Consider the following 26,758-nt stretch of genomic DNA (forward strand, 5'->3'; position numbering starts at 1 on the left):
GATCATTTTAAGGCTCTAAAATATAAGTGGTTTTTGCAATCAGGAGCCCAATTCGAGCTGTTGAATAAGGCTGGCGCATTGGCATCCAGCCTCTGATTTTCGAGCGCTATGGCAGCGAAACAGCCGAAAGCTCCAGAACATTAATTTGGCCGAAACGGGAAGTCGTACCTGGCGTCGGATAGACTTTGATGCGGACCTCTCCAAACGCGTCAGCGACGCAATTGTTGAGCACTGCGGTACCAGTAGAGTTATTGTAGACCTCAAGGTCAGCCGTTGCCGATCCGACCTCATAGCGGCTCATGCGCCCGCGATTATTATCACTGCTCGGATTGGTCGCAAAGATCTCTAAGCGATACACGCCGCCTGGAACTAACCCAGACACTGCCAGCTCACCGAAGCCTGCCGTTTGAGTGGCGTTTACCGCAGTCAGCCAACCGTCCGACGCAATGTTGTTATCATACGGCGTTCCGCTGGCTACGCCATTAGTCATATGTGATTCGAATAAACCATCGACGTTTACAGAAACAGCAGTGTGGCGGCCAGTAATCGTCCCGGCAAATGGCAGAGCCGTGCCGTAGGTTTCGTAGTAGTGCTTGTCCGTGCTATTCCAGTAGCGGCCTTGACTGTCATTAGATAACACCTGCGCGTTACCAAAATCGAACAGCATCAACTCCGTCGGCAAAAGGTCCTGATCCGCAGTAGATTGCGACAAGAGCCATGCATAGGTGTTCGCGTCGGCATAAACCTGCGTCCAAATATCATGCGCATTGGAATTAAACTCCGAGTAACGCAAACCATCCTCTTCGTAGTAAGTGGAACCATCGGAATAGTAAGGCGAGCCATCACTGTAGTAAGGATCGTTAGGATCACTATCCAGAGGGAACGAAAGCGAACTTTTACCTGCCTCCGCACGAATCCAATTTACAGCGCTGCGTGGATTCCAAACGGGCACGACGGAATCGCCTTCTGAATGGAATGCCCAAATCGACAGGCCAACGATATCAGCATATACAGTGGCCCCGCTGGTATCGCCACACACTGGCATCGCCGCAGCAAAGGCTTCTGCATATCTTGAGAATGCGTTCCAAACGCCGCCACCGCCGATTTCTACACCGGTTAAAGAGATTTTGCTAAAATCAATAGTGTAGTAGCGGGTGATATCTGCAGCGACCCGAACAACCTTGTCAATTTCGCTTGAGTTCCAGCTGCCTAATGAATCTGACAACTGCGGAGCATAGATAAAGAAGCCTTCGCTATCGGCATTCGCAATCAGGCCATCAAGTTTGGCATTGATCTGGGCAACATTGTCTACTCCGCGTTCATTATCACCATGAAGGTAAATCACCATGGGCCAAAGTGTGTTTTCGTCGTAACCCGAGGGGACATACAACTGTCCGGGCAAATCAATGTTTCCATCGTTGCGGTGATCAAAACTGTAAACTTCGAAATGTCCTGGAGTCGGTCCCGTTGGCAACGAAACCAGAGCCATCTCCAGCGTGTTAATCTGCCCATAGCGTGAGCCACTGCCCGGTGTTGGATAGACCTTGATTGAGATTTCTCCGTCAGCATCAGCCGTCACCGACGCAAAGGTAGCGATGTTGGCTACATTCTGATGCACTTGAAGGTCGCGCGTATCCGTGCCAACCTCATAACGAGACATGCGCCCGCGACCACCATCGCCATTGGGATTCGTCGCGAAGATGTCCAAAGAATACTCGGCACCAGGGATCAATCCGCTCAGGGTAAGCTGCCCGAAATCAGTCGTGTCGGTTGCATCGATTTCGGTAATCCAGCCGTCCGTACCGATCTTGTTATCGTAGGGAATGCCCGTCGCTGAACCATTGGTCATGTGAGTGGGAAAAATGGCGGACACTTCGATACAAACATGGCTGCTATCGCCATTGGTCTTTTTCGCAAATGGCAAAGCCACGCCTTCTACTTTAAACAAATTTTTGTAGGTGCTATTCCATGTATTTCCGTTCGTATCCGGCACGCTCACTTGAACGTTACCAAAATCGAAAAGGAATGTATCGCCAACGGTCACATCTGGCGAAGAGACTTGCGCCAACAGCCAATCATAAAGGTGCGGTTCATTGTAAGCAGCTCCCCATCCGCCATGATAATTGCCCTCGTACTCACTGTAGTGTAAACTGTCTTCCTCGTAGTAAGTGGACCCATCGCTGTAGTAGGGCGATCCGTCAGAATAATATGGATCGTTGGGATCAGCATTGAGCGGGAAATTCAAAGCACTTTTTCCGTCAGCGTTACGAATGTCATTGATGTGCCCACGGGTAAAGCCCGTCCAGACTTGTGGATCGTTCTCCACATGATACGCCCAAATTGGCTTACCGACCAGCCGTGCGTTATCCATCTGCTTGCCTTGTATGCCTGCGATCGGCACCGCACCTGCCAATCCTTCAGTGTAGCGCGAAATCGCAGTCCAGGCAGCTCCCCCGCCAAGCGACAAGCCGGTTACATAAATTTGCTTGCGGTCGATATTGTATTCACGAGCAGCATTCATCGCCATGATCATTGAATAATCAATGTTCGGGATGCTCCATGAGCTTACATTTGCGGGCCCTTGCGGCGCATAAAGAAAGAAGTCACGCGATTTGGCATTAGCGACAAGGTTGTCGATATTTGGTTTCTGCACGTGTATGACGTTGTCCGTTCCTCCTTCTTGTTGGCCATGGTAGAAAACCACCAATGGATAGGACTGATTCGGGTCGTAGTTTGTCGGCACAAGAAGGCGACCAGGAAGATCGACGACACCGTCGGCATTGTAATCGAGGCTGTGCACTTCAAAATCAAGCGGGTTGGCCGCATAGCCATGATGGTGCAATAAAGCGATGCTGGCAGCCACTGGCAGCCAACGAATGCTATTCGTCAAAGATGAGAGTTTCATACGAGAGTGGGGTTGAGGTTGTAAGCGCAGTTAGCCGAAAGAATGAATTTCCAATGCCTGTCCACGCTATGCTCAACCGAATAGCTCGACTCCTCGCCCTACGGCAACCCCACCTTGCATTCGATCATTTGAACAATCAAAATGACTGCCAATCCCCATAGCGCAATCAAGGCCGCCCTTGAACAATGCCAGTACCGGCTAAGCCATCTATTAAATTGCTCGAACAAGAATACTTCAGCTAAGACTTGATCAGGAATTTTATTACATCAAAAAGACGACCTCCATCGCACCTTTAACATCCTACCATTAACAGTATTTAAGATGAGATCCGCGCTACTCATTATCGATCTACAAAACGACTTCACGAGAAAGGACGGCAAGCTACCCGCCTGCATCGAACAAATGGAGCAAGTCATAGAATCGATAAACCGCGCCGTAGCTCGTCGCAACGCTCAGCAGGAACTGAGCGCAGCAGTCATTACTCAATGGTCGAATCCAATCATACGAATTTTGACCAAAAACAGTGTAAAGCCCGGCACCCACGGAGCCGAGCTAGACGCCAGATTAAATCCGGGAATTACAAACTGCTTCACCAAAAGCAACAAAGACATCTTTTCGAGTAAGGACCTCACTGAATGGCTTCAAGCAAACCACGTTGAGGAAATCATCTTAAGCGGACTTGCCTTGGAATACTGCATAAAAACTTCTGCGATCGCAGCGATCAACCGTGGATATTCTGTGTCCGTACTTCGGGATGGAGTCGCCTCATACCAGTGTAAAAACCGGGAGAAACGATTAGAAGAATTGCTCACAGCTGGCGCTAAGATCCACGCAGGATCGGAAGGCTAGTAATTTAGTAACACGATCTGCCTTAGCCCAGTTCTTTAAAAAATGAAAGCATCGCTGGCAACCATTGTGATGTTATCCCTTGCTAGCCACCTATTCGGGCAAACGTCCCCGCCAAGTTGGGTCACAGAAGGCCCATCCATCCGCGAAGATCCAGCTGCATTTTCAATACCATACTCAGAGCTTGGTACAAAGATATATGTTGTTGTCGAAATCGGCGGCCAGCCGAGGAAACTGGTGTTCGACACCGGCTCCCCTTCGATGATCGACTCAACGATCGTAGATGAAACAGGCATGAGCCTCGTTGGAAAATCCAGCGGGATCGATGCTCACGGAGCCGTCATCGAAAGTAAAATATCTCAGGGCAACCTAAAGATTGGCGATATGGAGATTAACAAATTGCCAATGTTTGTGGCCGACTTTTCCGCGTCACACGCAACTCAGTCGTTAATAGGCGATGGAGTTCTTGGCTCGGACATACTACCTCTGGGCGCTTGGCAAATAGATCCCACCAGCCGCACCATCCGCTTCGCCGCGAAAGCTTCAGACCTGCCGCACGTCTCAAAATCCCACCGCGTCCAACTCCATCATTTTGGCTACCCATACACACCGATCCTGGACGTACACTTTTCCGAAAACGCAAGAAGCAAGGCGATGCTAGACACAGGCTCCCCAACCTACTTCTCGATTTCACCAGCTGATTTCCAAGGAGCAAAGGCATCAAAAGCAATCGGTCGAACTATCAGCGGCTTCGGATCTCCCGGAGCTTCACTTGGCGGTCAAGCAACGGCACAGAATCTACTCATGCTTGAGCTGTCTTCGTTCTCTATTGCTGACCTTGATCTTGGTCGCGTTGAGGCAATACGCAGAGAGATTTCTCCCAGTCTAATCGGTGCCCGAATCCTGGATAACTATGTCATAACTTTAGACATAAATAATGGTGATGCATTTTTCTATAAATTCTCCAATGCACCATTCTCGCACTCGACATTTGGATTTACCTTATCATTCGACGAATCAGTGAATGTAGCTGCGGTATGGGACGATTCTCCGGCTCAACAGGCAGGCTTACGCGCGGGAGACAAGCTAACTAGCCTCAATGGAGAAGCATGCATCACCACCAGCGACTCGATAAAAAGATTCATCAAAATGATGGGAGAAGATAAGATTCGTGTTAGTTGGCAAGGCCAAAGCACCACACTAGACGAAAAGCTAAACTTGCTCTCTAATTGATGAACCCAGCTTAGAGCGTCCATCTTCATAACGACTCAGCATGGGTAAAATCCCGCTTCATTACTTGGTGGGCCCACTCGGACTTGAACCGAGGACCAAGGGATTATGAGTCCCCTGCTCTAACCGACTGAGCTACAGGCCCCAAGCAAAGTTGCAGACAATGATAAGTCAGATTGTGATGGCAAGCCTAGATCGCGGCCTTGTAGCAAACGTGACTATGAAGCGATGCCCGGAATGCGCTCGGCGACCTCGGCCAAGTGGCGCTCAGCGATGACGGGCAGCTCATCGACGTGCGTCATGCCGTCGATGATCGGGCGCAGCTTTCGGCCCAGTGGCATGTCTTTGGTCAGCGCTTTTACTTTGGCGCGCAACCAGCCAACATCCCCGCGATCCTTGTCCGCATAAGGACCGGCGTAGAGCAGCTCCACGAAGCGGAAAATAGTCTGCCAACGCTCTTCGGCCGGTGGTGGTGGCGGGATTTCACCGGTTTCCAGGTAGTGCTTGATCTCGGCGAACAGCCAGGGGTAGCCCAAGGCGGCACGGCCGATCATAATGCCACTCACCGGCGAATCCTTGCTCAGCGCCGCGACATCGGCGCAGGTCTGCACGCCGCCGTTGCCCACTACGGGTATGTCAATTGCGGCGGCCACTTCGTTAATCAGCGCCCAGTCCGCATTACCACGATAGCCTTGTTCTTTGGTGCGGCCATGGATCGCCAACAGCGCTCCACCGGCATCCTGCACGCGCTGCCCGACCTCCAACGCCACGATTTGCTCGTGGTCCCAGCCCGCGCGAATCTTCACCGTTATGGGTAGCTCTGGCACAGCATTGACGCAGGCGCGGGTGATTTTTTCCAGCATCGGCGGGTCCTTGAGCAGCGAGGAGCCGGCGTTTATATCCGTCACCCGACTGGCCGGACAACCGCAGTTAATATCAATAAAGTCCGGCTTCACGCGATCGGCAATCGCGCGGGCGGCGGCGGCCATCCGATCCGGCATCGAGCCGAAAATCTGCACGCCCATTGGCCGCTGCTCTTCGGTAAAGTCTACGTTGCGCCACGCCTTTTCCGTCCGCAGCAGGCTCTCGGCCATCACGAACTCCGTGGTCATCACATCGGCCCCCTGCTCTTTGCACAGTTGTCGAAACGCGCTGTCGGTAAAGCGCGCCATCGGTGCCAGAAATAACGGCATTTTCCCCGGGCCCACCCAAGGTAACGTGTGACTGGATTTTTCCGTGCTCAATGGTCAGTAATCAATATTCAAACAGGTTTAGCCCGCATTGAAAATTGATCACCCAAGTCCGCCAATGAAAATCTTACTGGCGTTCCGGTGCGCGGCGCACGAGATCGGAGTGGCGAATGTCCTTGGCCTTGATCAGGTAGGCAACTTCCTCGCCGAGATTCACGGCGTGGTCACCAATGCGCTCCAAGCTCTTGGAGATGAAAATCAGCTCCACGCCAATGGACACATAGTTCCCGTCGTCGGCGGAACGGCTCATCAGCATGTCGAAATTCGCGCGATTGAGGTCATCCACCTTGCGGTCAAGTTCGGGCAAGCTGAGCGCCAAATCGTAGTCTTCGTTTACGAAGCAATCGATGCTCTTGCGGAGTAGCTCCACCACCATGTCAGTCATCTGCGGAATACCGGCCAAGTCGCCAATCGGCCTACCTTGCCGGGCCAGACGACGCACGCGCTTGGCAATGGACGATGCCTCGTCCCCCACGCGCTCCAAGTCGTGGCAGCCCTTCATACAAATGGTCAGCATGCGGACATCGGTAGCCACCGGCGCGCGCAGGCTCAGGTAGCGCACAGCCTCGGCGTCGATTTGTAGCTCCAACTCGTCAATCTCGTCATCCATCCCCAAAACGCGCTGAGCGATGCTCAGGTCGTTGTCCTCCAATGACTTAAGCGCCAAGCGCGAGATATCCATACACTTTTCGCCCATCAGGACGAGTTTGCGGCGGATGTCTTCGAGTTCGCTTTCGTAAAAATGTTGCATGCTGAAGGGGGAGTTAAAAGGAGTGGATATTTTGTAGCTTAAGCTACATCGGATAACTTCACAACAATAATCCGATAATCTACCTCAATTGTTCCGTATTCCTATACGGAAAAAAGACGGTGAGCACCAAGAATCGCTGATTAACCGAAACGACCGGACACATAATCCTCGGTCTGCGGATTCTCAGGGTTCATGAAGATTTTTTGTGTCTCATCGTATTCGATCAGCTTGCCCAGATAGAAGAAGGCCGTGCGATCGCTCACGCGGGCGGCCTGCTGCATGTTGTGCGTAACGATGACGATCGTAAACTGACGCTTGAGCTGGTGGATCAGCTCCTCGATCTTACCGGTGGCGACAGGGTCCAGCGCCGAGCAGGGCTCGTCCATCAGCAAAATTTCCGGCTGGTTGGCAATCGCGCGGGCGATGCACAGGCGCTGCATCTGACCACCGGAGAGGCCGAGCGCGCTGTCCTGCAGGCGGTCTTTCACCTCTTCCCACAGGGCCGCATTGCGTAAGCTGCGCTCCACGACTTCGTCCAGCTCGCTCTTCTTGTTGCGGCCAGCAACGCGGAGGCTGTAGACGATGTTTTCGTAAATCGACTTTGGGAACGGATTGTATTTTTGGAAGACCATGCCCACCCGCTTGCGCAGGGAGATCACCTCCAGCATCGGGTCAAAAATGCTTTCGCCGCCCACGGTGATGTCCCCATCGTGCTTAATGCCGTCGATGAGGTCGTTCATGCGGTTGAAGCAGCGCAGGAGCGTGGATTTACCACAACCCGATGGCCCGATAAACGCCGTGACCTTCTGCTTCGGCATGGCGAACGACTGGTCGAAAATCACTTGCGACGAGCCATACCAGAACGAAAAGTTTTTCACCTCGATGTATTTCTCATCGGGCGAAGGCGCGCCATGTTCGGTGGTGGTTTGTTCGGATGGTGTGACGTTGGCCATGGCGAATTAGAAAGTTCCGGTAGCGTATTTTTTGCGGAGATGGTCGCGAATCAAAATCGCGCCCAGGTTGAGAACGACGACCAGCAGGATCAGCAGGAACGTCGTTGCGAACACCATTGGCTTGGCCGCCTCGGAGTCAGGAGACTGGAAGCCCAGGTGGTAAATGTGGAAACCCATGTGCTCGAACTTGCGCTCGAAATGGAAGAAGGGATACGTGCCATCGATGGGTAGCTCGTCCACGGCGTTAATGACGCCCACCAGCATCAGCGGGGCCACCTCGCCCGCGCCACGCGCCATGGCCAGGATCAAGCCCGTCAGGATACCCGAGGCCGAAGCCGGCATAACGATGCGCTGAATGGTCTGCCACTTCGAGGCACCGCAAGCCAGGGAGGCTTCGCGCACGCCGCGCGGCACGGCAGCCAGCGCTTCTTCGGTTGCCACGACGACCACCGGCACCGTCATCAGCGCCAGAGTCAGCGAGGCCCAAAGCACGCCACCGGAGCCGAAGGTAGGCTCGTTGAGCATCGCGCGGTCAGCAAAGAATCCGTGGAAGAACGGACTGTAATAAATCAGGCAACCCAGAATGATGATGAAGATGATGGACAAGAACGACACCGCTTGTTGGCGCGGCTTATCGGGCATCCACGAAACCGTTCTCCAAATATGCTCCTGTGCGAGAACGATCACGAAGCCCAGGATCACCAGCGCCACGACCAGCCATACGATCCACAAGGCCACAGCCATCGGGTCTTCGGCACCGCTATCGATCCAGCTACCCATACCGTAGATAAAGAAGCCCAGGCCAAACACCCCGTAAACAATCGACGGCACGCCAGCCAAGTTGTTCACCGCGATGCGAACGGCCTGCGTAAAGAGGCCCTGGGCCGCGTATTCGCGCAGGTAAATCGCCGCCAGCACGCCAAACGGCATCACCGCAGCAGACATCAAAACCGTCATCACGAAAGTGCCGAAAATCGCCGGGAAGATACCGCCTTCGGTCGCCCCTTCACGCGGCTCTTCACTGACAAACAGCCAAAAGTGCGTGATGAAAAACAGCACCTTGTCGATCGCACTGAATTCATTGGGCTGGTAAACCTTCAGCATTTGACCGGAGACGTATTCACGCTCCGGACCGCCGACTACCTGGTAGCGCAGCGTGCCGTTGTTAATCGATGCCTTGAGCGCGTCACTCTCGTCGAAGTAGTGCTGGTATTCTGCGCGCAGAGCCGTGGATCGCGCATGGATGTCCTTCAACTCGGCAAAGGGCCCACCGCGCGCGGCAAACTCATCATACTGTGTCTGAAAATCCTGACGCGCGTCAGCCGCCGAATCATCGAGCATGATCATGCGTGAGTAAATTTCGTCCATCGCCTGGAGCTCTTTACGTTGCTCCAGATTATTGTTCTGCAGCAGGCGGATTTCGAAGGTCAGCTTTTTATTCTTCGCGGCGTAATCACGAATCGGGCCGCGGTCGATTTCCTCTGCCTCGTGGCGCGCTTTCTCGGCCTCGTCGATGAGGCGCTGCATCTCCGGCATAAAGTCCGGGCTGTCGGCGCTGATCGTGGTGCCATCAGTCAGCACCAGCTCAATCGGGTAAAAGACCGCCTTACCGCTACCTTCGCGGTCGGCCATCCAAATGCCATCCGCGACTTCCATGGACTCGATGGAGTCGTGGTCCACGTAGCGGAACTGCGCGCTCACGTCCTTATTGCCGGTAAACAGCTTATACTCGTGCTTAATTTCGCCGCCTTCTTCCGCGACTTTCTTTTCGCGGTCTTCGACGATGGAGGCCGCGACCACCGAACCGTCTTTAAACTTAATTTCGTAAACCGTGCGCGGCCAGAAAACCTCGACGCCATTGGCAATGATGATCCACAGCAGCCCGAGAACCATGATAATACCCGCGGCCAAGCCCATGCCGCACAACCAGACATACATCTCGCCAGCGGGGCGCATCTTTTTATCAAAACCTGGATTCGTGCTGCTCATTATCCGACGGTTTTATAGCGGTTGCGGAGGCGGACGCGGGCCACTTCGGCCACGGTGTTCACGAGGAAAGTCATCAGGAAAAGCAGCAACGCACCGAAGAACAGGATGCGGAAGTGCGTGGACTCCTTGGGCGCTTCGGGCAGCTCCACCGCGATGTTGGCCGAGAGCGTGCGCATGCCGTTGAAGATGTTCCACTCCATGATCGGCGTGTTGCCGGTAGCCATCACGACGATCATCGTCTCGCCCACGGCGCGGCCAAAGCCAATCATCATCGCCGAGAACATCCCCGGAGACGCAGTAGGCAGCACGACGCGTGCGGCAGTCTGCCAGCGGCTGGCACCCAGGGCGAGCGAGGCAGAGGTGAGGAACTGCGGCACGTTGGACATCGCATCCTCGGCAATCGTGAAGATGATCGGAATCACTGCAAAGCCCATCATGAAACCGATCACGACCGAATTGCGCTGGTCGTAAGGCACATCAAACGCCTGCGGCCACCAGAGGCGGAAATCCGCGATTTCCTGGCCCGTCGCGGCGTCCCGGTAAACGAAGATCGCGTTTTCCACAATCGGCCCAAGCGTCCAGCCCGTGTAGGCGACGATCAGCAGTAGCGGGATAAATACCAGGAACTCCTGCCCCGGCTTCAAATAGATGCGGTAGCGCTGCGGCAGCGCGCCAAAGGCGTAGCCAATGATGAGCGCCGTCGCCGGAACCATGAGCAGGATCATCAGCACCGACGGGTAGCGCGTATCCAAGATCGGAGCCAGCCAGAGCGCGCCCAGGAAGCCCAATACCACCGACGGCAGCGAGGCCATGATTTCCATGGTCGGCTTGACGACTTTCTTGTATTCCGGCTTAAGAAATTGCGAGGTGTAAAGCGCCGCCAGAATCGCGATCGGCACGGCAAAAATCATGGCATACAGCGTGCCTTTGAACGTCCCGAAAATCAGCGGAACCATCGAAAACTTCGGCTCCGTAGAGGCGTCCGCCGCCGAGGACTGGTAAATATACTTTGGCTCGTCCTGGCCCTCATACCAGATCTTGCCGAAGAACGCGCTCATGCTCGCCTCGGGGTGCGGGTCATGGATTGAGTAAAAATGCAGGCTACCGGCGTCGTCAGCCAGGAGCATGGTTTCGTAACGCGAACCGAGGATGCCCGCCTTGGGCGTGAAATCGAGCGACTTCTGCCAGCGGATGGAGCCCGTGGTGCCGTAGCGAATAGACGCCTCGCTCCCGCTGGCGAGCAGGAAGGCGCGGTTACGCATGCTGTGCGAGTAGATATCGGCTGCGCCCTGAAGCTTCGGGAAGCTGTTGATTTCCGCAAACTGGCGCTCCGGGCGTTCATCGGCGGCCAGTTGTTCCTCGGTCGCCTCGGGCAGGTATTGCGCGTAGATCACGTTGTCTCCGTCGTCCGAGGTAAAGACCAGCGACTCGTTGCCCAGCAGCCAGTCCATCGATCCAATCCCCTCTTCACCAAAGGGTTGGAAAACCTGACGCAGGCTGACTTCGCCGCGCGAGAAATTGAAGAAATACACGCTGCCTTCACGGGTCGAAACGAGGACGCCATTGCCCTGCCCTGTCACGAGCACCTTGCGCGGCACTCCCTGCACCTGCTCGGTGAGGTTGAATTCGTCGGCCAGCTTCCACGGCCCGACGCCAAACGGAGTCTTTTTGCGATTAAAAGAGGTCACGCGGACTTCCAACCCGCCATCGCCCTCGACCAGGGCCGCGACCAGGCGGTCTTTGTCCGCTGCGTAGGAGTCGATGCTGCGCACGGCACCAAGCCCCTTACCGAGCGAGAATATCTTATCCGCGTTGAGCTTAGCGTTGATCGTGCGGTTGCTGTAGTCGTCAAATTCCGGCGTATATTCGACCTGCACCAGCGTGTAGCGCCCATCGCTCGTGCCAAAGATCACCTCTTCGGTCTGGTGGTGATAAAGCGCGGAGGTAAAGGTGATGTCTTCGCCGTAGTTGGGCTTTTCGTTGTAAATGCCACGCGGGCCGATGACCGGCTCCAGCCCTTCTTTGCGCTCAATGTCGATGAACGTGAACGAGCCGTCGGCCAGATTGACCACAAAAGGCAGCTCACCCCACTCATCGACGCCGATAATCTCGAAATCTGCCACGCCAGTATCGATCACGGCCTGCTGGTGGACCTCAGCCGACTGAAACAGCGGCATGACCTGGGCAGCGATAAAGATAAATATCGCAAACACCGCCAGGATAATGCCGACGCCCCCCACCTTGATGAAGTGCGTCATGAACGTATCCAGCCGCAGCGTGCCCTTCGATACTTCGAAGCGCTCAGGATCGGGTGCTGCAGATTTGTTGGGCATCTTGTCTAATTAAAGAGCGAAGTCAGGCGTGTTAGGCTGTATTGCGTTTGGCTCAACCCTTAAGTGACTTTCGTAACACAACTGTTTCAATTCGGCCTATGTCGATAAGAAAGGCGAAGTATCGAAACTTCGCCTTTCCGCAATTGACCCGCTCTCCAATTAGTTGGTGAGCTCCGCAATGGTCGACTCAACCGCCATGGCTGGCAGCGGATAGTAGCCATCCTTCACGACCACTTCCTGCCCCTGCTTGGAAAGGATAAACTTAACAAATTCCAGCGTCAACGGGTCCAGCGGCTGGTTGGGAGCCTTATTAACGTAGACGTAGAGCAGACGCGCCAGCGGGTAATCGCCCGTGAGGCAGTTTTCCGCGGTCGGCTCGTAGAGCTTGCCGTCCACTTCTGAATCAGCCAGAGACAGGGCCTTCACGCCGGAGGTCTTGTAGCCGATGCCGGAGTAGCCGATGCTGTAAAGATCGCTGGCCACACCCTGCACCACGGCGGATGAGCCGGGCTGTTCCTTGACAGTCGAGCGGTAGTCACCGCCGCCGAGGGCCACCTTCTTGAAGAAGCCGTAGGTGCCGGAGGCGCTGTTACGGCCATAAAGGCTGATCGGGCGGCTGGCCCAGTCACCCGTTAAGCCCAGGTCACCCCAGTTATTGATCGGGCCGCCACCACGCTTGTAGGTGCTGGAGAAAATGTCGTCGACTTCCGTCAGGTCGAGGCCGTCGATGGGGTTGTCTTTGTTGACGAAAACCGCCAGGGCGTCGAGCGCGACGGGCACCGCCGTGGGCTTATAGCCGAACTTGGCCTCAAACTTGTCGATTTCCTCAGCCTTCATCATGCGGCTCATCGGGCCGAGCTGGGAGGCACCCTCGATCAGTGCGGGCGGCGCGGTGGAGGAGCCCTTGCTCTCCACCTGCGTGTTGACGTTCGGGTAGAGCGTATTGAACTGCTCGGTCCACAAAGTCATCATGTTGGCCAGGGTGTCCGAGCCAACGGAGTTCAAGGTGCCGGACACGCCGCTGACCTTCTGATAGGAGGGCAAATCGGGATCAATCAGATCCGAGGCGTTAGCCAAAGGGGCCACAACAGCGGTCAGTCCAATCGCGAGTGAAGATAGAAATCGGTTCATGAGGCAAAGATTCCCTAGTGATTATAGCTCAGGGGCAAGGCAAATGCCCAAAAAAGGCGTAACAATTTAGCGATCAAGATTACAGTTTGATGACGTCTGGGGCCTATCGGCTCCAATTACTCCAAGGTTCTAATGAGAACTTGATTAGAGCGGCCCGAGGCGATCCGAGCCGAACCACTTCTGCAGGCAATCCGGCACGAGGACCGAGCCGTCTTCCTGTAAGTTGTTCTCCAACAACGACGCAAGCACCCGCGGAACCGCCAGGCCCGAGCCGTTGAGCGTGTGCACGATCTCGGCCTTGCCCCCGCCCGATGGACGGTAGCGGATGCCCGCGCGGCGCGCCTGGAAGTCGGTAAAGTTCGAGCAGGACGAGACCTCCAGCCAGCGCTTTTGGCCGCCGGCCCAGACTTCGAGGTCATACTGCTTGGCGTGCGGGAAGCCGATATCCCCCGAGCACATGAGCAGCACACGGTAAGGCAGGCCGAGCTTCTTGAGGATGCCCTCGGCGTCACCACGGAGCTTTTCCAGCTCGTCAAAAGAATTGTCCGGGTGGACCCACTTGACCAGCTCCACCTTGTCAAACTGATGCAGGCGGTTGAGACCGCGCACGTGCGCGCCCCAGCTACCGGCCTCACGGCGGAAGCAAGGCGTGTAGCCGCAGCGGTAGACCGGCAGATCCTTCTCCTCGAAGGTTTCCTCACGGAAGAAATTCGTGACGGGCACTTCGGCGGTCGGGATCAGGTAAAGATCGTCCTTCACCGCGTGATACATCTGCCCCTCCTTGTCCGGCAGCTGGCCGGTGGCGGTGGCGCTGGCCGAGTTGACCAGCAGCGGCGGCAGCACCTCGGTGTAGCCGTTGGCGTGCGCCTCATCCAGGAAGAACGAGATCAGCGCGCGAACGAAACGCGCCATGTCGCCCACGTAAAAGGGGAAACCTGCACCGGTCGCCTTGACGCCGCGCTCGAAGTCAATCGCCTGGCTGAACCACGGGATGTCCCAGTGCGGCTGGGCGTGCGGGGAAACGTCAGCTGGGCTGCCGACCTCGGCGGCGACAACGTTGTCCTCCTCCGTCTTGCCCACCGGCACGCTGTCGTGCGGGACATTCGGGATCTGCAAAAAGAGCGCCTTCCACTGACCTTCGACTTCGGCGGCGTCGGCCTCCAGCGTCTTCACTTCCTCGGCCATGGCCTTCATGTCCTTGAGCGCGGCCTGGGCTTCGTCGGACTTCTTGTCCTTGATCTGGCCGAACTTCTTACTGGCGGCCTTTTGCTCGGCGCGGCGAGTTTCAGCCTTGGCAATCGCGGCGCGGCGCTTGTCGTCGAGCGCGTAGAGCTCGTCCCAGTTTACGTCGAATTTCTTCTTGGCGATGGCTTCGCGAAGAGCTTCGGGTTGGTCGCGGAGGAGTTTTAGATCGATCATGGGATTTTCCGGTCAGTGTTTAGGACCAGCAACCGTTCATAGGGAGCTTCTCGCAAATGAACAGAGAATTTTTTAGGAAACCTTGAGCAACGCCGTCCGCAAGCGGGCAAAATTTCCCACCCAAAACATCCGCCATAGAGCGGAAAGTGCTCTAGCTGTTGGTCTTGGACATGCCAAGCGCGTCCCACAGACCAGCCATTTTGAAGACTTTCTTCACCTCTGGCTGGACGTTGATAATCGTGAAGCCATCCTTCGCCTTGGTGCGGTTAACCGTCAGCACCGTGCGCAAAAAAGAAGACGCGACAAAGGTCACCGCGCCGAGATCGAACACCACGGGACCGTCGTTTTCCTCGACTGCCGCCATGAGGTCGTCGTTCATGGCACCACACGCCGCGGCGTGCAACTGGCCGGTGAAGGTAAACAGCAAACCGGAATCGGTTGCTTCGACAGAAAAGTTCTCCGTGGACATAGTAGTGGGTGAGAGTTAGCGGCAGCCTGCCTGCGTTGGCAATCGAAAATCTGGCCTTCTCTAGCTGCGCGGCTCACCGGCGGGCGTGGAAGCCAGCGCCTGCGAGCTGCCATCCTTGCTGATCGCGATCCAGTCCGCCATGATGCGGAGGCTCTCGCGGAGCTGGATGTCAAATGTGGCCTTCGCGGCTTCTTCCTCTTCGGCCTCGGCCACGACGTCGTCGCCAAACTCCTCAGCTTGTGCGGCCATCAGCTCGTCGTGCTCGCGGTTCTGCTCTTCGGTAACGCTGAGCAGGACTTCGTTTGAGCTGAAATTCAGGCTCTCGGCCAGTGCGTCATACATGGCCTCCATTTTGTCGCGGAAATCGTTGTCCGAGGCGCGGCGTTCGCGGCGCTCGTTCAGGTTGAGCGAGAATTCCTTCTGCTCCTGGCGGTTTTTCACCCAGTCAATGTTCTCCTGCAGGTAGGTAAACTCTTCCAGTGACGACTGGCGCGACTGGCTGCGGTCGGTGAGCTGATCGACAATGGCTTGGTTGACCATGAAGCCCTCGACGTGCGAGTTGTCGTAATCCCACTCCAGCGAGTTGATCGAATCCCACTCCATCGCGTGGTCGAACTCTCCCTCGCCAATCGCAAGGTAGCGGTTTACGGACGGCAGAACGATGTCCGACTTGACACCCTCAATCTGCGTGGAGGAACCGTCGGGCAGGTAGTATTTCTGCACGGTTACCTTGGCCGCGCCCTTGCGGGGGCGGAGCGAAGTGAACCAGTTACCGCCGCGATTCATGTCGAACACGGCCTGCACGGTGCCTTTGCCGTGAGTCAATTCGTCACCAACGATCAATGCGCGCTGGTGATTCTTCAACGCACCGGCAGTAATCTCTGAAGCCGAGGCACTGAAGCGGGAAACGAGCACCATCAGCGGGCCGTTCCAGGCGACTTTGGGGTCGTCGTCCAAAAATTCCTGCACCTTTCCGACGTAATCACGCACCTGCACCACGGGGCCAACCGGGATGAACAGGCCGGTCAGGCGAATCGCCTCGGAGAGGAGACCGCCGCCATTGGCGCGCAAGTCGAGCACGATGCCTTCGACACCCATGTCCTTGAGTTTGCCGATCAACTCTTCCACGTCTTCGGTGGTGCTGTTGTAGCCGGAACCGGGCTCGCCGGAGCCATAAAACGCGGGCAAATCGATCACGCCAATGGTGACCGTGCGGTCGCCGGCGGGTACTTCAAAAACTTCGGCCTTGGCCAGCTTGGCGGTGAGCTTGATTTCGTCGCGGACCAAAATGATCTCCTTGCGGACGGATGGGTCGCCATCGCCGGGGCGGATACGCAGGCGCACCTCGGTGCCCTTCTTACCGCGGATCATTTTAACGATTTTGCTGAGCTTCATGCCGATGGTGTCGACCATCTCGCCATCTTTGCCTTGGGCGACGCCCACAATCTGATCTTCGGGCTGTAGCTTGCCGCTGCGCTCGGCCGGCCCCCCGGGCAGGAGCTCACGGATCGTGCAGTAGCCGTCGTCATCGGACAGCACCGCGCCAATACCCACCAGGGAATTGCGCATGGCGATGGAAAATTCTTCCAGTGTGTCCGCGGACATAAACGTCGAGTGCGGATCGTACTGGTGAGTCAGCGCGGTAAGGAAAGTTTCCTGGACGTCGCTGGCTTCGATCTCCTGCACCCACTTCAGCAGGCGATCATAGCGCTTGTTGAGGTTTTCACGGGCCTCAGCCATGGCTTCTTCGACCGACTTGGGCGCATCGCTGTTGTCAATGCCCTGGTCTTCGAGACCTTCGGGGGCAACCTTGTCGAGCTCCGGGCTGATTTCGCGCAAATCGTCCAAATCAGTTCCCGGCTCCAGCAGGGCCAGGAGCTCGTTGAGCATTTCAAACTGCAGACGGCGCTCCCAAAGCTGGTTAGCCTCGGTGAGGCTTGCGGGCCACTCTGCCTCGGAGCGATCCGGCGCATAGGTAGCGGCGCTGGCGAAGTCAAAGGGCTCATTGATCCGATTTTGGATCCACACGATGCGGCTCTCCACGTTGGTGCGGAACTTGAGGAAAATCTCGAACGCCGGCATCAGGCGGCCGTTGCTGAGGAGCTTGTCCAGGCTAGGTGCAAAGCGGCGCTGGAAGTCAGCCAAGTCGGTCTGCAGGTAGAACATGCGCTGGCTGTCCCAGTCGGTCATGTAGTCCGCAATGAACTCTGCCTGATCAATCTCAGAAATATCCTGGCCGAGATAATGGCTGTTTTCGAGGCGGCTCACGACTTCCTTGGTCTCGTCGCGCATGGTCGACGTGGTCTGGAAGCTATTGACGTCCACGGCCTCGGCGTGGAGCGAAGTGATCAGTAGAATGGTCGCGCTGAAGAGCATCAGCGCCCGGCGGAGGGTGGTTTGGTTGAAGTGACTCACGGGAAAAAAGTGACTAAGAATGCGACCGGTGACGTGTTGGAAGGTTTCACTATAATCGAATCATTTAGTCTGTCGAATAAGAACTTATATAACTTCGGTAGCGGGCGGAGCACTGGCTGGTTCTGGCGGCAGGCTTTCGCGGAGCCAGTCCTCCAGCGCACGTCGGTTCGTGGCGAGCATTTGGGAAAACTCACGCCAGAAGGCCTCGATGTCGCAGAAGTCGTGCCAACGCGCCAAGGTTCGCCGAATCGTTAAATCATCGGGAAGTTCAATAATCGGCTGGAATGACTGCCGCCTAAGCGAGAACTCGATCTGGCGGAGTTTATTCCAGTTCTCGTTGAGCTCGTCAGCAAGTTTTTGCGGAAAAAGCCCCTTGGTGCCCGCCGCCAGCAGGCAAGTCCGCGCGTGGGGCTGCCGCAGTTCCATATTCGACGGACCGTGCGTCATCGCGAGCGCCTCGGTGAGAAATTCCAGGTCGAGCAGGCCGCCGGCCCCGGTTTTAAAAGCCCGCTGCGCCGGGGGTTGGCTGGCGGGCTTTTCCTGCTCAATTTTTTGCCGCATGCGCCACAGCTCGCCCACCTCGGCCGCCGTCATCGGTTTTTGGTAAAGCATTTCGTCGCGCCAGGCCACAAATGCCGCCTGCACTGCCTCCGGGCCAGCAATCGGCCGCGAGCGTACGAGAATCTGCTTTTCCCAGGCCTTCGCGGTGCTGGCATGGTAGTCCCGCAGCGCGGGCAACGTGACCGCCAGCGGACCGGCCTCACCGTGGGGCCGCAGCCGCAGGTCGACGACAAACATCGGGCCCAGCCCGCCGTTGTGCATCAGCAGGGCGCACCAGTCCCGCAGACGCGCAGATGAATCGTCGTCGAGCGGCTCGGGCGCGATCAGCATCAGGTCCAGGTCGGAGCCCAGCGTCAGCTCTTCCGCGCCGAGCTTGCCCAGGGCGACGACGGTAAATGCCTCCACCTGCGCCAACGCCATGGTCTCGCAGACCACCGCTTCGGCCAGCTGGCTAAGCGCCCAGCCCACGGCCTCCAACGAAAGCCCGTGGAGCAGCTCACCGATGGCCATACGGACTTGCTCCGCCTTCACGTAAAGCCACAGCCGCTGGGCGAAACCGTCTTCCCCCGGGGCGAGCAGCTGGATTTCGTCGCGGCAGTCGCGGCGAGTTTTCAGCCGTTTGGGTGCCTCGTGCAGCAGCTCCTCCATAATGCCCGGATGGCGGCACAGCAGCTCGTGGATGAACTGACTGCGGTCAAACAAGAGGCTCAGAATCTCGAATAAAGTCGGGTTGGCCGAATCGCGGAAAAAGTGACGCCGGGCACCGTAGTGCTCCGCAAAACGCCCGATGCGCTCCAGGGTCAACATCGGCCGCGCCAGCCGCGGCAGCGTGCGGTCAAAGTGATGCGCCAGATCGAGAAAACGCAGCACGGCATCGCGCGTAATTAATCCCGGTGAGTCGCCCAGGACAAATTTGCGCAGCCGCGCCTCGACCTCGTCTGAATCCGGGAACCAACGCTCCAGATCGGCGCGCAAGCTGGGCTCTGGTGCCTGCCCAGCCAAAAAAGTGGTCCATGCCTGAATACGCTCCTCCTGCGGATCCGCCGGGAAGCGGGCCACGTAGCGCGCACGGATGCCCGCTCGCCAGTGCTCCATGTCTGCGGCAAACGTATCCCAGTCCTCGTAGTCCATCGCACCGAACAGCCAGCGCTGCTCCTCGGCGTTGGATGGCAGGCAGTGCCTCGGCGTCTCGCCCCGCATTTGCAGGCGGTTTTCCAATTTGCGCAGCCAGCGGTAGGCGTGGTCGAGGAAGCAGGCGTCATCCAAGGGCAGTACCTCGTAGCGCGCGAGCTTCTGGATCGCCTTGACCGTCGAGTTGGTCTGCAAAAACGGATTTTTCCCGCCGTGGATCAACTGCAGCGCCTGCACGATGAACTCGACCTCGCGGATGCCCCCCGGGCCGGACTTGATATCCCGCGCGAGCTCGTCAGCGGGGACTTCTTTCTCGGTCCGCAGCTTCACCCCGGCCACTTCGTTCATTAGGTTATTCGGGGGAAAGCGCGGGTAGCGAAACGGGTTAATCTCCTCCATCACGCCATGCCCCAGCGCCAGGTCTCCCGCGATCGGGCGCGCCCGCAGCCACGCCAGCCGCTCCCAGGTCTGACCCGCCGTCCAGTAGTAGTTGACGAGGCTCGACGCCGTGCGCACCACCGGCCCGCTATCGCCCTCGGGCCGCAACCGCAGGTCGATGTGGTAGAGTACGCCATCCTCGTTCGGTGCGGTCATGTCCGCCGCAATCTGGCGGAAAAACGACGCGTAAAACTCCCGCGTGGTCACGCCCGTAGGGCGACCGTTTTTGCGGCAGTGCCCGCTACCGGCCTTGCAGAATATCAGATCGAGATCGGAGCAGAAATTCAGCTCGCCCGCCCCCAACTTACCTAGAGCAAAAATGCAGTAACCCGCGCGCTGGTCTTCCGCGTCGCACCAGGGCTCACCGAAGCGGTGCAGCCACTCCGCGAAGCGCCACTCGCACAGGCGGCGGACCACGAACTCGGCCAGCATGGAGAGCTCGCGCCAACTGGTCTCCACGTCCGCCAACCCGTTGAGCTCCCGGTAGGCGATCCGCAGTGACATCCGGCGCCGGAACTGCCGCAGCGCCGCCAAGCTGAACCCATCCGGGCAAAATCGCCGGCGCCAGAGGTCCTCCAGCGAAGCGTAGCGATACGGATAATCGCGGTTCTTCGGCTTGTCGAGCCAGTCAATCCAGTCCGGGTGCAGGCGCAGTTGCTGGGCGTAAAACGGGGACGCATCGCCCAATCGCCTGACTCGATTTTCCACGGACATAAGCCGCCCAGTTTACCCGCGCATCCCCTTAGTAAAAGGATAAACAATGATTGTGGATAACTTATTGACCGCGCCCGCGCTCCACCGTTTCCAGCTCTTCGGCACGGTCGGGCGTCAGGTCGACTTCGGCGAAACCGGCGTCATCGGGCAGCTTGAGCACCAGCTCGTCGAGCAATTGCCAGGCAACTTGCACATCCCCCGCTTTGGCGATGGAAAAATCCAGCACGTGCCCGCCAAGCTGACGATCTTCACTGATAAAGTGAAAATGCCAACCAGGCACATTCACGCCACGCGCAAAGGGCGGGCAATAAAAGCCGACCATGGTTCCCTCGATTTCAGCGAAGTTAAACACATTCTGCTCCGCGACCACATCGGCTAGTGCGACATAGGGCGGCGTCTGTTTCGGCACGCTGCGCGCCTTAATCGCCGCGAACGTGCCGGTTAACCGCACGGCGTAGAATTTGTTTTCGCTGAGAGGATCAGGCTGCCGAAAATACATGACGCCAGGCACCGTAGACAAGGTCTGCCAGCGGTGGTCAAAATCACTAAACGAGCTCACTGGCCAAAGCGGAAAAGACATCTCCGGCTCAAACCGGCACACCGTTGCAAACGGCGTTTTCTCGCGGGGGTGCTTCACTCGAACCCGACCGCTGTGCGCCACCTGGTAGACCACGCCATCGAGCATGAGCAGCTCGCCGTCGAGCGCGTTGAAGGTGCCGATGCCAAAATCGCCGGCCTCTTGGAGGTCGGCGATTGTCGTGGGGCCGTTGTAAACTCCGGCCAATAGCGCATCGATGACGGAGAACTGCGTGATTTCGCCCCGCGCCAACAGACTGGCTGGCAGCGCGAGGCAAAGCAGGATCCGCAATAGAGCGCGCATGGTATTACATGCCGCCGCCAGCCGGAGCCGGGCCTTGCATATTCTGCATCTGCGACAAGATCAGCATCGGCAGCATCATCAGCATTTGCTGAGATTCACCGGCGTTCATGCCAGTGCTGAAGGTAACGGCTTCACCGTCTTCCGTCACCGACATGCGGTTGACCAACGGTACAAAGAGTGACGTCATCGGGCCGGGCTCCATCGGCTCGGACTGAAAGTCGGCCACGGCCTCGCTGAGTGCGTTGAAAGCTTCGTTGGCAGTTTCCTGATTCGCAAACTTGATGCCGCTGAGGATGTTCAGGCTGTCGGTGATGTTGATGCCAAAGAGGAATTGCTCGGCTTCTTCCACGAACACCGTGTCGTCTTCGCCGTCCATGTTTTCCTTGGCCGAGGCAACGAGCTGTTCCTTCCAGTCCGCGGAGGGCGAGGCCATGATCGCGATGTTTGGCAGGCTGGAGGACAGGCTGGCTGCGGTGGCCAGCTTGGCCGGGAGCTCGCCCTTACCAGTTTTGAGCCCTGAGGTAACGCCGGTATCCGAGCCAATCATGATCAGCGTTTCGGACTCACCCGGCAGGAAGCCCATGGCCAGGCCGGAGTCATCCGTGGAGGAATACATGACACCCTTGCCCACATCACTCTTGGTGGTCTTGTCCTTCTCGGCAGGCGGCGTTTGCATCTCGACCCACTCGTTAAACTTGGCTGCGTCGATCGCCTTGTTAATTTGAACGGTAATCATCACGCCGGTCTTTTCCATCTGCTCCTTGGTGACCTGCGATGGGTCGTTAATTTCCTGAAGCAGCAGCACATCACTGGCGGAGAGGACGATCTTGCCCACGTCCTGGCTGGTTGCGCCGGTGTAGGTCGTCAGCTCCATCGGCAGCGAGTTGGGGTCGCTCTCCGGGTCAAACTGCTGAACCATGGCCTGAATCTGCTGGACCAGCGGCGAGGCTAGCAGCGACTCCAGATTGGCCACGAGGACCATTTCGGCGTCCGGGTTGATCCCGGCGTAATAGGACTCCGACTCGGCGCGGGCCACACCAGCCAGCGCGAGGGGAAACAAGAACATCGACAATAAACGTTTACGCATAAGTTCGCGCAACATAGCAGAATTGATTAATCCTACCAGATTAATTTATTGGCGTCTCAGAGACAAAAGTCGTGCTCGCCGCGCCCGCCGATCCCCCTTATGCAACCTCTATGATGAAACGCTTGCCCGCCATTTGCCTTTTGGCCCTGTGCCAGTTCACGTTCGCCAAGGACTACACTTTGAACATCAACGGCCAGACTTATGATATTGGTCTGGATCAGCCAGAGACAATCACCCTGCCCGACGGTGCCGAGCTGGTCCTCGATCTCAAGCTAAAGGACCAAATCGAATATACCCGCCCCTACTACTCGTTTTCCCACACCAACAAGCTTCGCCCGGCCTTCTCGGAAATCAACGAGATCGTCAGCCAGACGAATATGGCCACGGCACTCGGCGTCATGGTGCTCGTGCAAGAATACCAGGGTGCCGACCCGGCAACACTCGTCGACCGCATGGCCGAGCAATTGACCAAGGAGGAGGTCAACTACGGCTACACTTATCAAGAGGAAGAAATGACCCGCAAAATCGGCGACTACACCCTCGTCGGCAAAAAGGTCGTAACCGAGCTCAAGGAAGATGACGACCAGTGGGTTCGCGAAGTGTTGACCGTTTACAATGGCGAAATGGGACTGCTGATCATCACCATGATTGACGAGACAACCAACGCTGGCGAAAAACAGATCATCACGGATTTCTGGGACACGCTGAAAATCACCCTCGACTAGCCACAACAGCGACCCTCTAAAATTCATTTAAGGCAATGCAAACCAGTGCCTCGATGTCTTTAATTAATCGTTGAATCTGCCGGTGTTTGCGGAAAATATTCTTCCCGTAACAACCTCCCCCAATGCGACTGCATACCTCAAGATTCACCGTAGAAGATATCGAGCACGCGCGCCAACGCGCTACCCTACCGCGCTGGTCGGCCAGCCGCGAACAACTCGCCGCCAAGGCTCAGGCCTTTCACTCTGAGGGCATTGCGATCCCGGAGTTTGACGCCTCCTGGTATGATCCAGACGTCCCCTACAGCGAGACCTACCAGCAGTTTCATGGCTACATTTTCGGGCACCGCCCGCTGTTCGCCAACATCAGCACCCAACTGCTCGCAGGGCTGATCCTCAACAATGACGCCTACCGCCGCCAGGCCATGCAATTCGCGCTGAGCCTGGCCGAAGCGATTGATTTTCGCGTCATGCATTACGACTCCGGCATGGAGTTTGGCAACGTCGGCTGGATGCTTTGTGACGCCCTGCTAGCCGCGCGCGACTTACTACAGGACGACGAGGAATCACGCCTGCTCGCGCAGATACGGAACGCCGCCGACGCCGTCACCCGCTGCAACGAATACTGGCGCGAACACCTGGCCCAAATGGCCTTCAGCAACCACCTGATCTGCCACCTCGGTGCCAGGCTCGCCATGGGGGCGGTGCTGGGCGATGACTCGCTCATCGCGCCAGCCTTCGACCCCACCGACGATCGCTGTTTTCTGAACTACCTTGATGGCGCGGTTTACGATGACGGCCTGTGCTACGAGTCGAGTCTGCATTATCACTACGCGACGACCAGCTTTCTGGTAAAAGTCGCCAGTGCCCAGCGCGCGCTGTTGCCGGATCGGCCGGACCTCTTTCACCTGCGCGGAGCCAACGGCCGCTCGCTGGAGAGCTACTTAAGCGGCCCGCTGGCAACGGCGTTCCCCGACCTCGACATGCCTCGCGTCGGTGATAACTACGGTGCCTCAACCACCGTGCGCTGGCCGATCTATTTCATCGGTTACGCCATTTACAACAACCCAATCTACGGCAGGCTTGCGCAGGAGCAAGCGGACCAGCATCCCGCGCTCGCGCTCGCCTTCGCGCCCGACGAACCAATCAACGAACCCTACCCCGCCCCAACTTCGCGCCTTTTCCCGGAGCACGGCTACGCCTTACTTTGCGATGCAAAGCCAGTTTACCGTCAGGCCTTTCTGGCTGGCGACCGCTCCGGCATCCACCATCAGCACGATGGGCTCCAACTTCAGGTAATGATCGGCGACGAGATCGTACTCTACTGCACCGACATTAAGCCGAAGTCGCTCCACGGATTTTCCGACAGCATCCACAAGGAATACAACCACTGGGCCCAGGCGCACAGCCAGCTGACCGTCGATGAGCTCGACCAAAAGACCTACGCCTCGCCCATCCCGATTCACGAATGGAGCCCGGACGCGCGCATCAAGCGCATGGCCATGGTCGATGAGTTTGCCATGCTGCAGGACGGCGTTCACCAAGGCCGCTTCGTCAGCATGGCCGACGACTGGGTCTGCGACTGCGTCATCGCCGCCGCCACCGAAGAGCGCACCTGGCGTTTGTTCTACCACTTGCCCCAAGGCGCACCAGAAGTCGACGCACCGGACTCTGCGTTGCAAAGTAACTTTGCCCTGCAGAGTCCCAACCAGCCCCCTTGGCACCTCATGCAAATCGAGGGCGGCAGCGCCCCGGCCAGTGCGCACACCTGGCCCAGCGGCAAAGCAAATTTCCAACTCGCGACCAACGATGAATCCGTCCTGCAACGCTTCAGCGTGCCGGCATACGAGGGCGGCCGCGTGGGCCTATTCGCCCAGCAGCGCGGCCAGCACGCCGTTTACATTACGCTGATGTCCCCCAGCGCTGGGCACCGCATCAGCGGCCTGGATGTCCGGGTGTTGGGTAATGAACTGGTGGCCCGTTGGTTCGTGGATCACCACGGCGAACGCACGCGTTTACAGGCGCGGATTAATCTGCCATAGGAACGCGCTGATGGCGGAACGCGAACCTCTGTGTTCGCCTATATTCTACGACTTATCAACCCAGTAGAATTCAGTTGGGTAGTATGCGAACACAGAGGTTCGCGTTCCGCCACTCCGCCGCCTCTCCACCACTCCACCGCCCATGAAATCCGCCTTGCCACACAACTGCACCGACACATAGCATTACCTAACATGAAAGATTCGCGCCCCAACATCCTGCTGTTGCTCACCGATCAACAACGCGTGGACACTATTTCCGCCCTCGGCAGCGCCTTTAGCGTGGAGACGCCCAACATCGACTCGCTCGTTCGCGAAGGCATTACGTTTACCAACTGCCACTGCACCGCGCCGATATGTTCGCCCTCCCGCGCGACACTCATGACCGGGCGCTATCCGACGGAGGCCGGCATGCCGGGGAATCTATATGCGCCGGCCCCACCGCTGGACCCCAGCAATGTCGGCATTGGCAAGCTGATGCGCGCGGCGGGTTACGAGACGGCCTACCACGGCAAGTGGCACCTGGGCGGCAGCATCGAGGCGCACGGGTTCGACATCGCCGCCGAGTGCTCGCACGACGAAACCACCCGCCAGCTCGCGAGCCGCTATTGGCGCGACCGCGACTGGGTCGAGCACGAGCGCCCGTTCTTCCACGTGGTGTCGTTTCTCGATCCGCATGACCTGTATTTCTACGATCCGGAGAAGACCGTCGACGGCTTTGAACGTCCGTGGGAAAACTGCGACCGCCCCGCCGAGGAATACCCCGCCATCGCCGCCAAGAAGCGCGCCGACTGGCCCGAGGAACGCTGGGGTGCCTACCATGAGTTTTACGCCGAACGCGTCGCCAAGGTCGACCGCGACATCGGCCTGCTTCTCGACGAGCTGCGCTGCAGTGGTTTCTTTAACAACACATGGATTATCTTTGCCGCCGACCATGGCGACATGGCGGGCGAGCAGAATATTCCGTTCAAGGGTTCATTTATGTATGAAGGCGTGACCCGAGTGCCACTGGTCGTCGTGCCGCCGCGCAAACGCTTCCTGGGCGACGTCACCCGACCCGTGCTCAACGACCCCATCCCCGCCAAGCAAACCGACTCACTTTGCAGCCTGATCGACATCGTGCCAACCATCCTCGAACTCGCAGGCCAGCAATCGACGCCCGAAATGTCGGGCACGAGCCTGCTGCCCTGGATTCGCGAAGACCGCGCCGACGCACCGCACGACTACGTGTTCGCCGAATGGCACAACCCCAGAGTATTTATGGCCCGCCGTCAGGACTGGAAATACGTCCGCTACCAAGACGGCGGCGAGGAACTTTTCTGCCTCACCGATGACCCACATGAGACCCGCAACCGCGCCAGCGATCCGGCGGTTGCCACCGTCAAAGCCGAGCTCAGCGAAGCCCTCGATGGCCACATCGCTCAACTGGAGCGCAATGCCGTGCGTCTGTTTTAAGTTAACGAAAACCTAACGCCCGAGGTTGATTGCCAGGCAC

General features: G+C 57.4%; 18 protein-coding genes and 1 tRNA gene. 5 read left to right on the plus strand and 14 right to left on the minus strand.

The features are described from left to right. Window positions 1-106: 106 nt before the first annotated feature. Complete coding sequence (locus O3S85_RS06985) at window positions 107-2,905, minus strand: carboxylesterase family protein (protein WP_269539157.1); 2,799 nt, start codon at window positions 2,903-2,905, stop codon at window positions 107-109. Between the two features lie 321 nt (window positions 2,906-3,226). Between O3S85_RS06985 and O3S85_RS06990 the strand changes: the two genes are divergently transcribed. Both O3S85_RS06990 and O3S85_RS06995 read left to right on the plus strand, forming a co-directional pair. Then, complete coding sequence (locus tag O3S85_RS06990) at window positions 3,227-3,754, plus strand: cysteine hydrolase family protein (RefSeq protein ID WP_269539158.1); 528 nt, start codon at window positions 3,227-3,229, stop codon at window positions 3,752-3,754. Window positions 3,755-3,796: 42 nt separating this feature from the next. Beyond that, complete coding sequence (locus O3S85_RS06995; RefSeq protein WP_269539159.1) at window positions 3,797-4,984, plus strand: retropepsin-like aspartic protease; 1,188 nt, start codon at window positions 3,797-3,799, stop codon at window positions 4,982-4,984. Between the two features lie 65 nt (window positions 4,985-5,049). Here O3S85_RS06995 and O3S85_RS07000 read toward each other — a convergent pair. The 13 genes from O3S85_RS07000 to O3S85_RS07060 form a co-directional block, all read right to left on the minus strand. Next, window positions 5,050-5,126: transfer RNA gene (locus O3S85_RS07000), tRNA-Ile, on the minus strand. 73 nt (window positions 5,127-5,199) lie between these two features. Then, complete coding sequence (locus O3S85_RS07005) at window positions 5,200-6,153, minus strand: tRNA dihydrouridine synthase (RefSeq protein WP_269539161.1); 954 nt, start codon at window positions 6,151-6,153, stop codon at window positions 5,200-5,202. A 145-nt stretch (window positions 6,154-6,298) separates the two neighbouring features. Beyond that, window positions 6,299-6,982, minus strand: a complete 684-nt coding sequence (gene phoU / locus O3S85_RS07010; protein ID WP_269539162.1) for a phosphate signaling complex protein PhoU — start codon at window positions 6,980-6,982, stop codon at window positions 6,299-6,301. A 140-nt stretch (window positions 6,983-7,122) separates the two neighbouring features. After that, a complete protein-coding gene (gene pstB / locus O3S85_RS07015) occupies window positions 7,123-7,935 on the minus strand; it encodes a phosphate ABC transporter ATP-binding protein PstB (RefSeq protein WP_269539164.1) in 813 nt (270 codons plus the stop codon). Between the two features lie 6 nt (window positions 7,936-7,941). Then, window positions 7,942-9,924: a phosphate ABC transporter permease PstA gene (locus O3S85_RS07020; RefSeq protein ID WP_269539165.1), complete on the minus strand. Its 1,983-nt coding sequence runs from the start codon at window positions 9,922-9,924 to the stop codon at window positions 7,942-7,944. Further along, on the minus strand, window positions 9,924-12,257 hold the full coding sequence (locus O3S85_RS07025) for an ABC transporter permease subunit (protein WP_269539166.1): 2,334 nt from the start codon (window positions 12,255-12,257) through the stop codon (window positions 9,924-9,926). Before O3S85_RS07025 ends, O3S85_RS07020 begins: the two co-directional genes overlap by 1 nt. Before the next feature lie 159 nt (window positions 12,258-12,416). Continuing rightward, window positions 12,417-13,388, minus strand: coding sequence for a PstS family phosphate ABC transporter substrate-binding protein (locus tag O3S85_RS07030; RefSeq protein ID WP_269539167.1), 972 nt, complete (start codon window positions 13,386-13,388; stop codon window positions 12,417-12,419). Window positions 13,389-13,532: 144 nt separating this feature from the next. Continuing rightward, window positions 13,533-14,807, minus strand: a complete 1,275-nt coding sequence (gene serS / locus O3S85_RS07035; protein ID WP_269539168.1) for a serine--tRNA ligase — start codon at window positions 14,805-14,807, stop codon at window positions 13,533-13,535. Window positions 14,808-14,958: 151 nt separating this feature from the next. Continuing rightward, window positions 14,959-15,276 carry an STAS domain-containing protein gene (locus tag O3S85_RS07040; RefSeq protein ID WP_269539169.1) on the minus strand — a complete coding sequence of 106 codons (318 nt, stop codon included), beginning with the start codon at window positions 15,274-15,276 and terminating at the stop codon, window positions 14,959-14,961. Between the two features lie 60 nt (window positions 15,277-15,336). Beyond that, window positions 15,337-17,691 carry a carboxy terminal-processing peptidase gene (locus O3S85_RS07045; protein ID WP_269539170.1) on the minus strand — a complete coding sequence of 785 codons (2,355 nt, stop codon included), beginning with the start codon at window positions 17,689-17,691 and terminating at the stop codon, window positions 15,337-15,339. Window positions 17,692-17,775: 84 nt separating this feature from the next. Beyond that, window positions 17,776-20,535 (minus strand): [protein-PII] uridylyltransferase family protein, encoded by a 2,760-nt coding sequence (locus O3S85_RS07050; protein ID WP_269539171.1) that lies wholly within the window; start codon window positions 20,533-20,535, stop codon window positions 17,776-17,778. A gap of 61 nt (window positions 20,536-20,596) precedes the next feature. Beyond that, the gene (budA, locus tag O3S85_RS07055) at window positions 20,597-21,415 is read right to left on the minus strand and encodes an acetolactate decarboxylase (RefSeq protein ID WP_269539172.1); all 819 of its coding nucleotides are present in this window, start codon (window positions 21,413-21,415) and stop codon (window positions 20,597-20,599) included. A 4-nt stretch (window positions 21,416-21,419) separates the two neighbouring features. Beyond that, entirely contained in the window at window positions 21,420-22,502 is a 1,083-nt protein-coding gene (locus tag O3S85_RS07060; protein WP_269539173.1) for a hypothetical protein, read from the minus strand. A gap of 110 nt (window positions 22,503-22,612) precedes the next feature. Between O3S85_RS07060 and O3S85_RS07065 the strand changes: the two genes are divergently transcribed. The 3 genes from O3S85_RS07065 (at window position 22,613) to O3S85_RS07075 (ending at window position 26,718) form a co-directional block, all read left to right on the plus strand. Continuing rightward, on the plus strand, window positions 22,613-23,227 hold the full coding sequence (locus O3S85_RS07065; protein ID WP_269539174.1) for a hypothetical protein: 615 nt from the start codon (window positions 22,613-22,615) through the stop codon (window positions 23,225-23,227). 122 nt (window positions 23,228-23,349) lie between these two features. Beyond that, window positions 23,350-25,266: a hypothetical protein gene (locus O3S85_RS07070; RefSeq protein ID WP_269539176.1), complete on the plus strand. Its 1,917-nt coding sequence runs from the start codon at window positions 23,350-23,352 to the stop codon at window positions 25,264-25,266. Between the two features lie 192 nt (window positions 25,267-25,458). Next, the gene (locus tag O3S85_RS07075; protein WP_269539177.1) at window positions 25,459-26,718 is read left to right on the plus strand and encodes a sulfatase family protein; all 1,260 of its coding nucleotides are present in this window, start codon (window positions 25,459-25,461) and stop codon (window positions 26,716-26,718) included. Window positions 26,719-26,758: the final 40 nt, after the last annotated feature.

Source organism: Cerasicoccus sp. TK19100 (genome assembly GCF_027257155.1).
GTDB classification, from domain to species: Bacteria; Verrucomicrobiota; Verrucomicrobiia; order Opitutales; family Cerasicoccaceae; genus Cerasicoccus; species Cerasicoccus fimbriatus.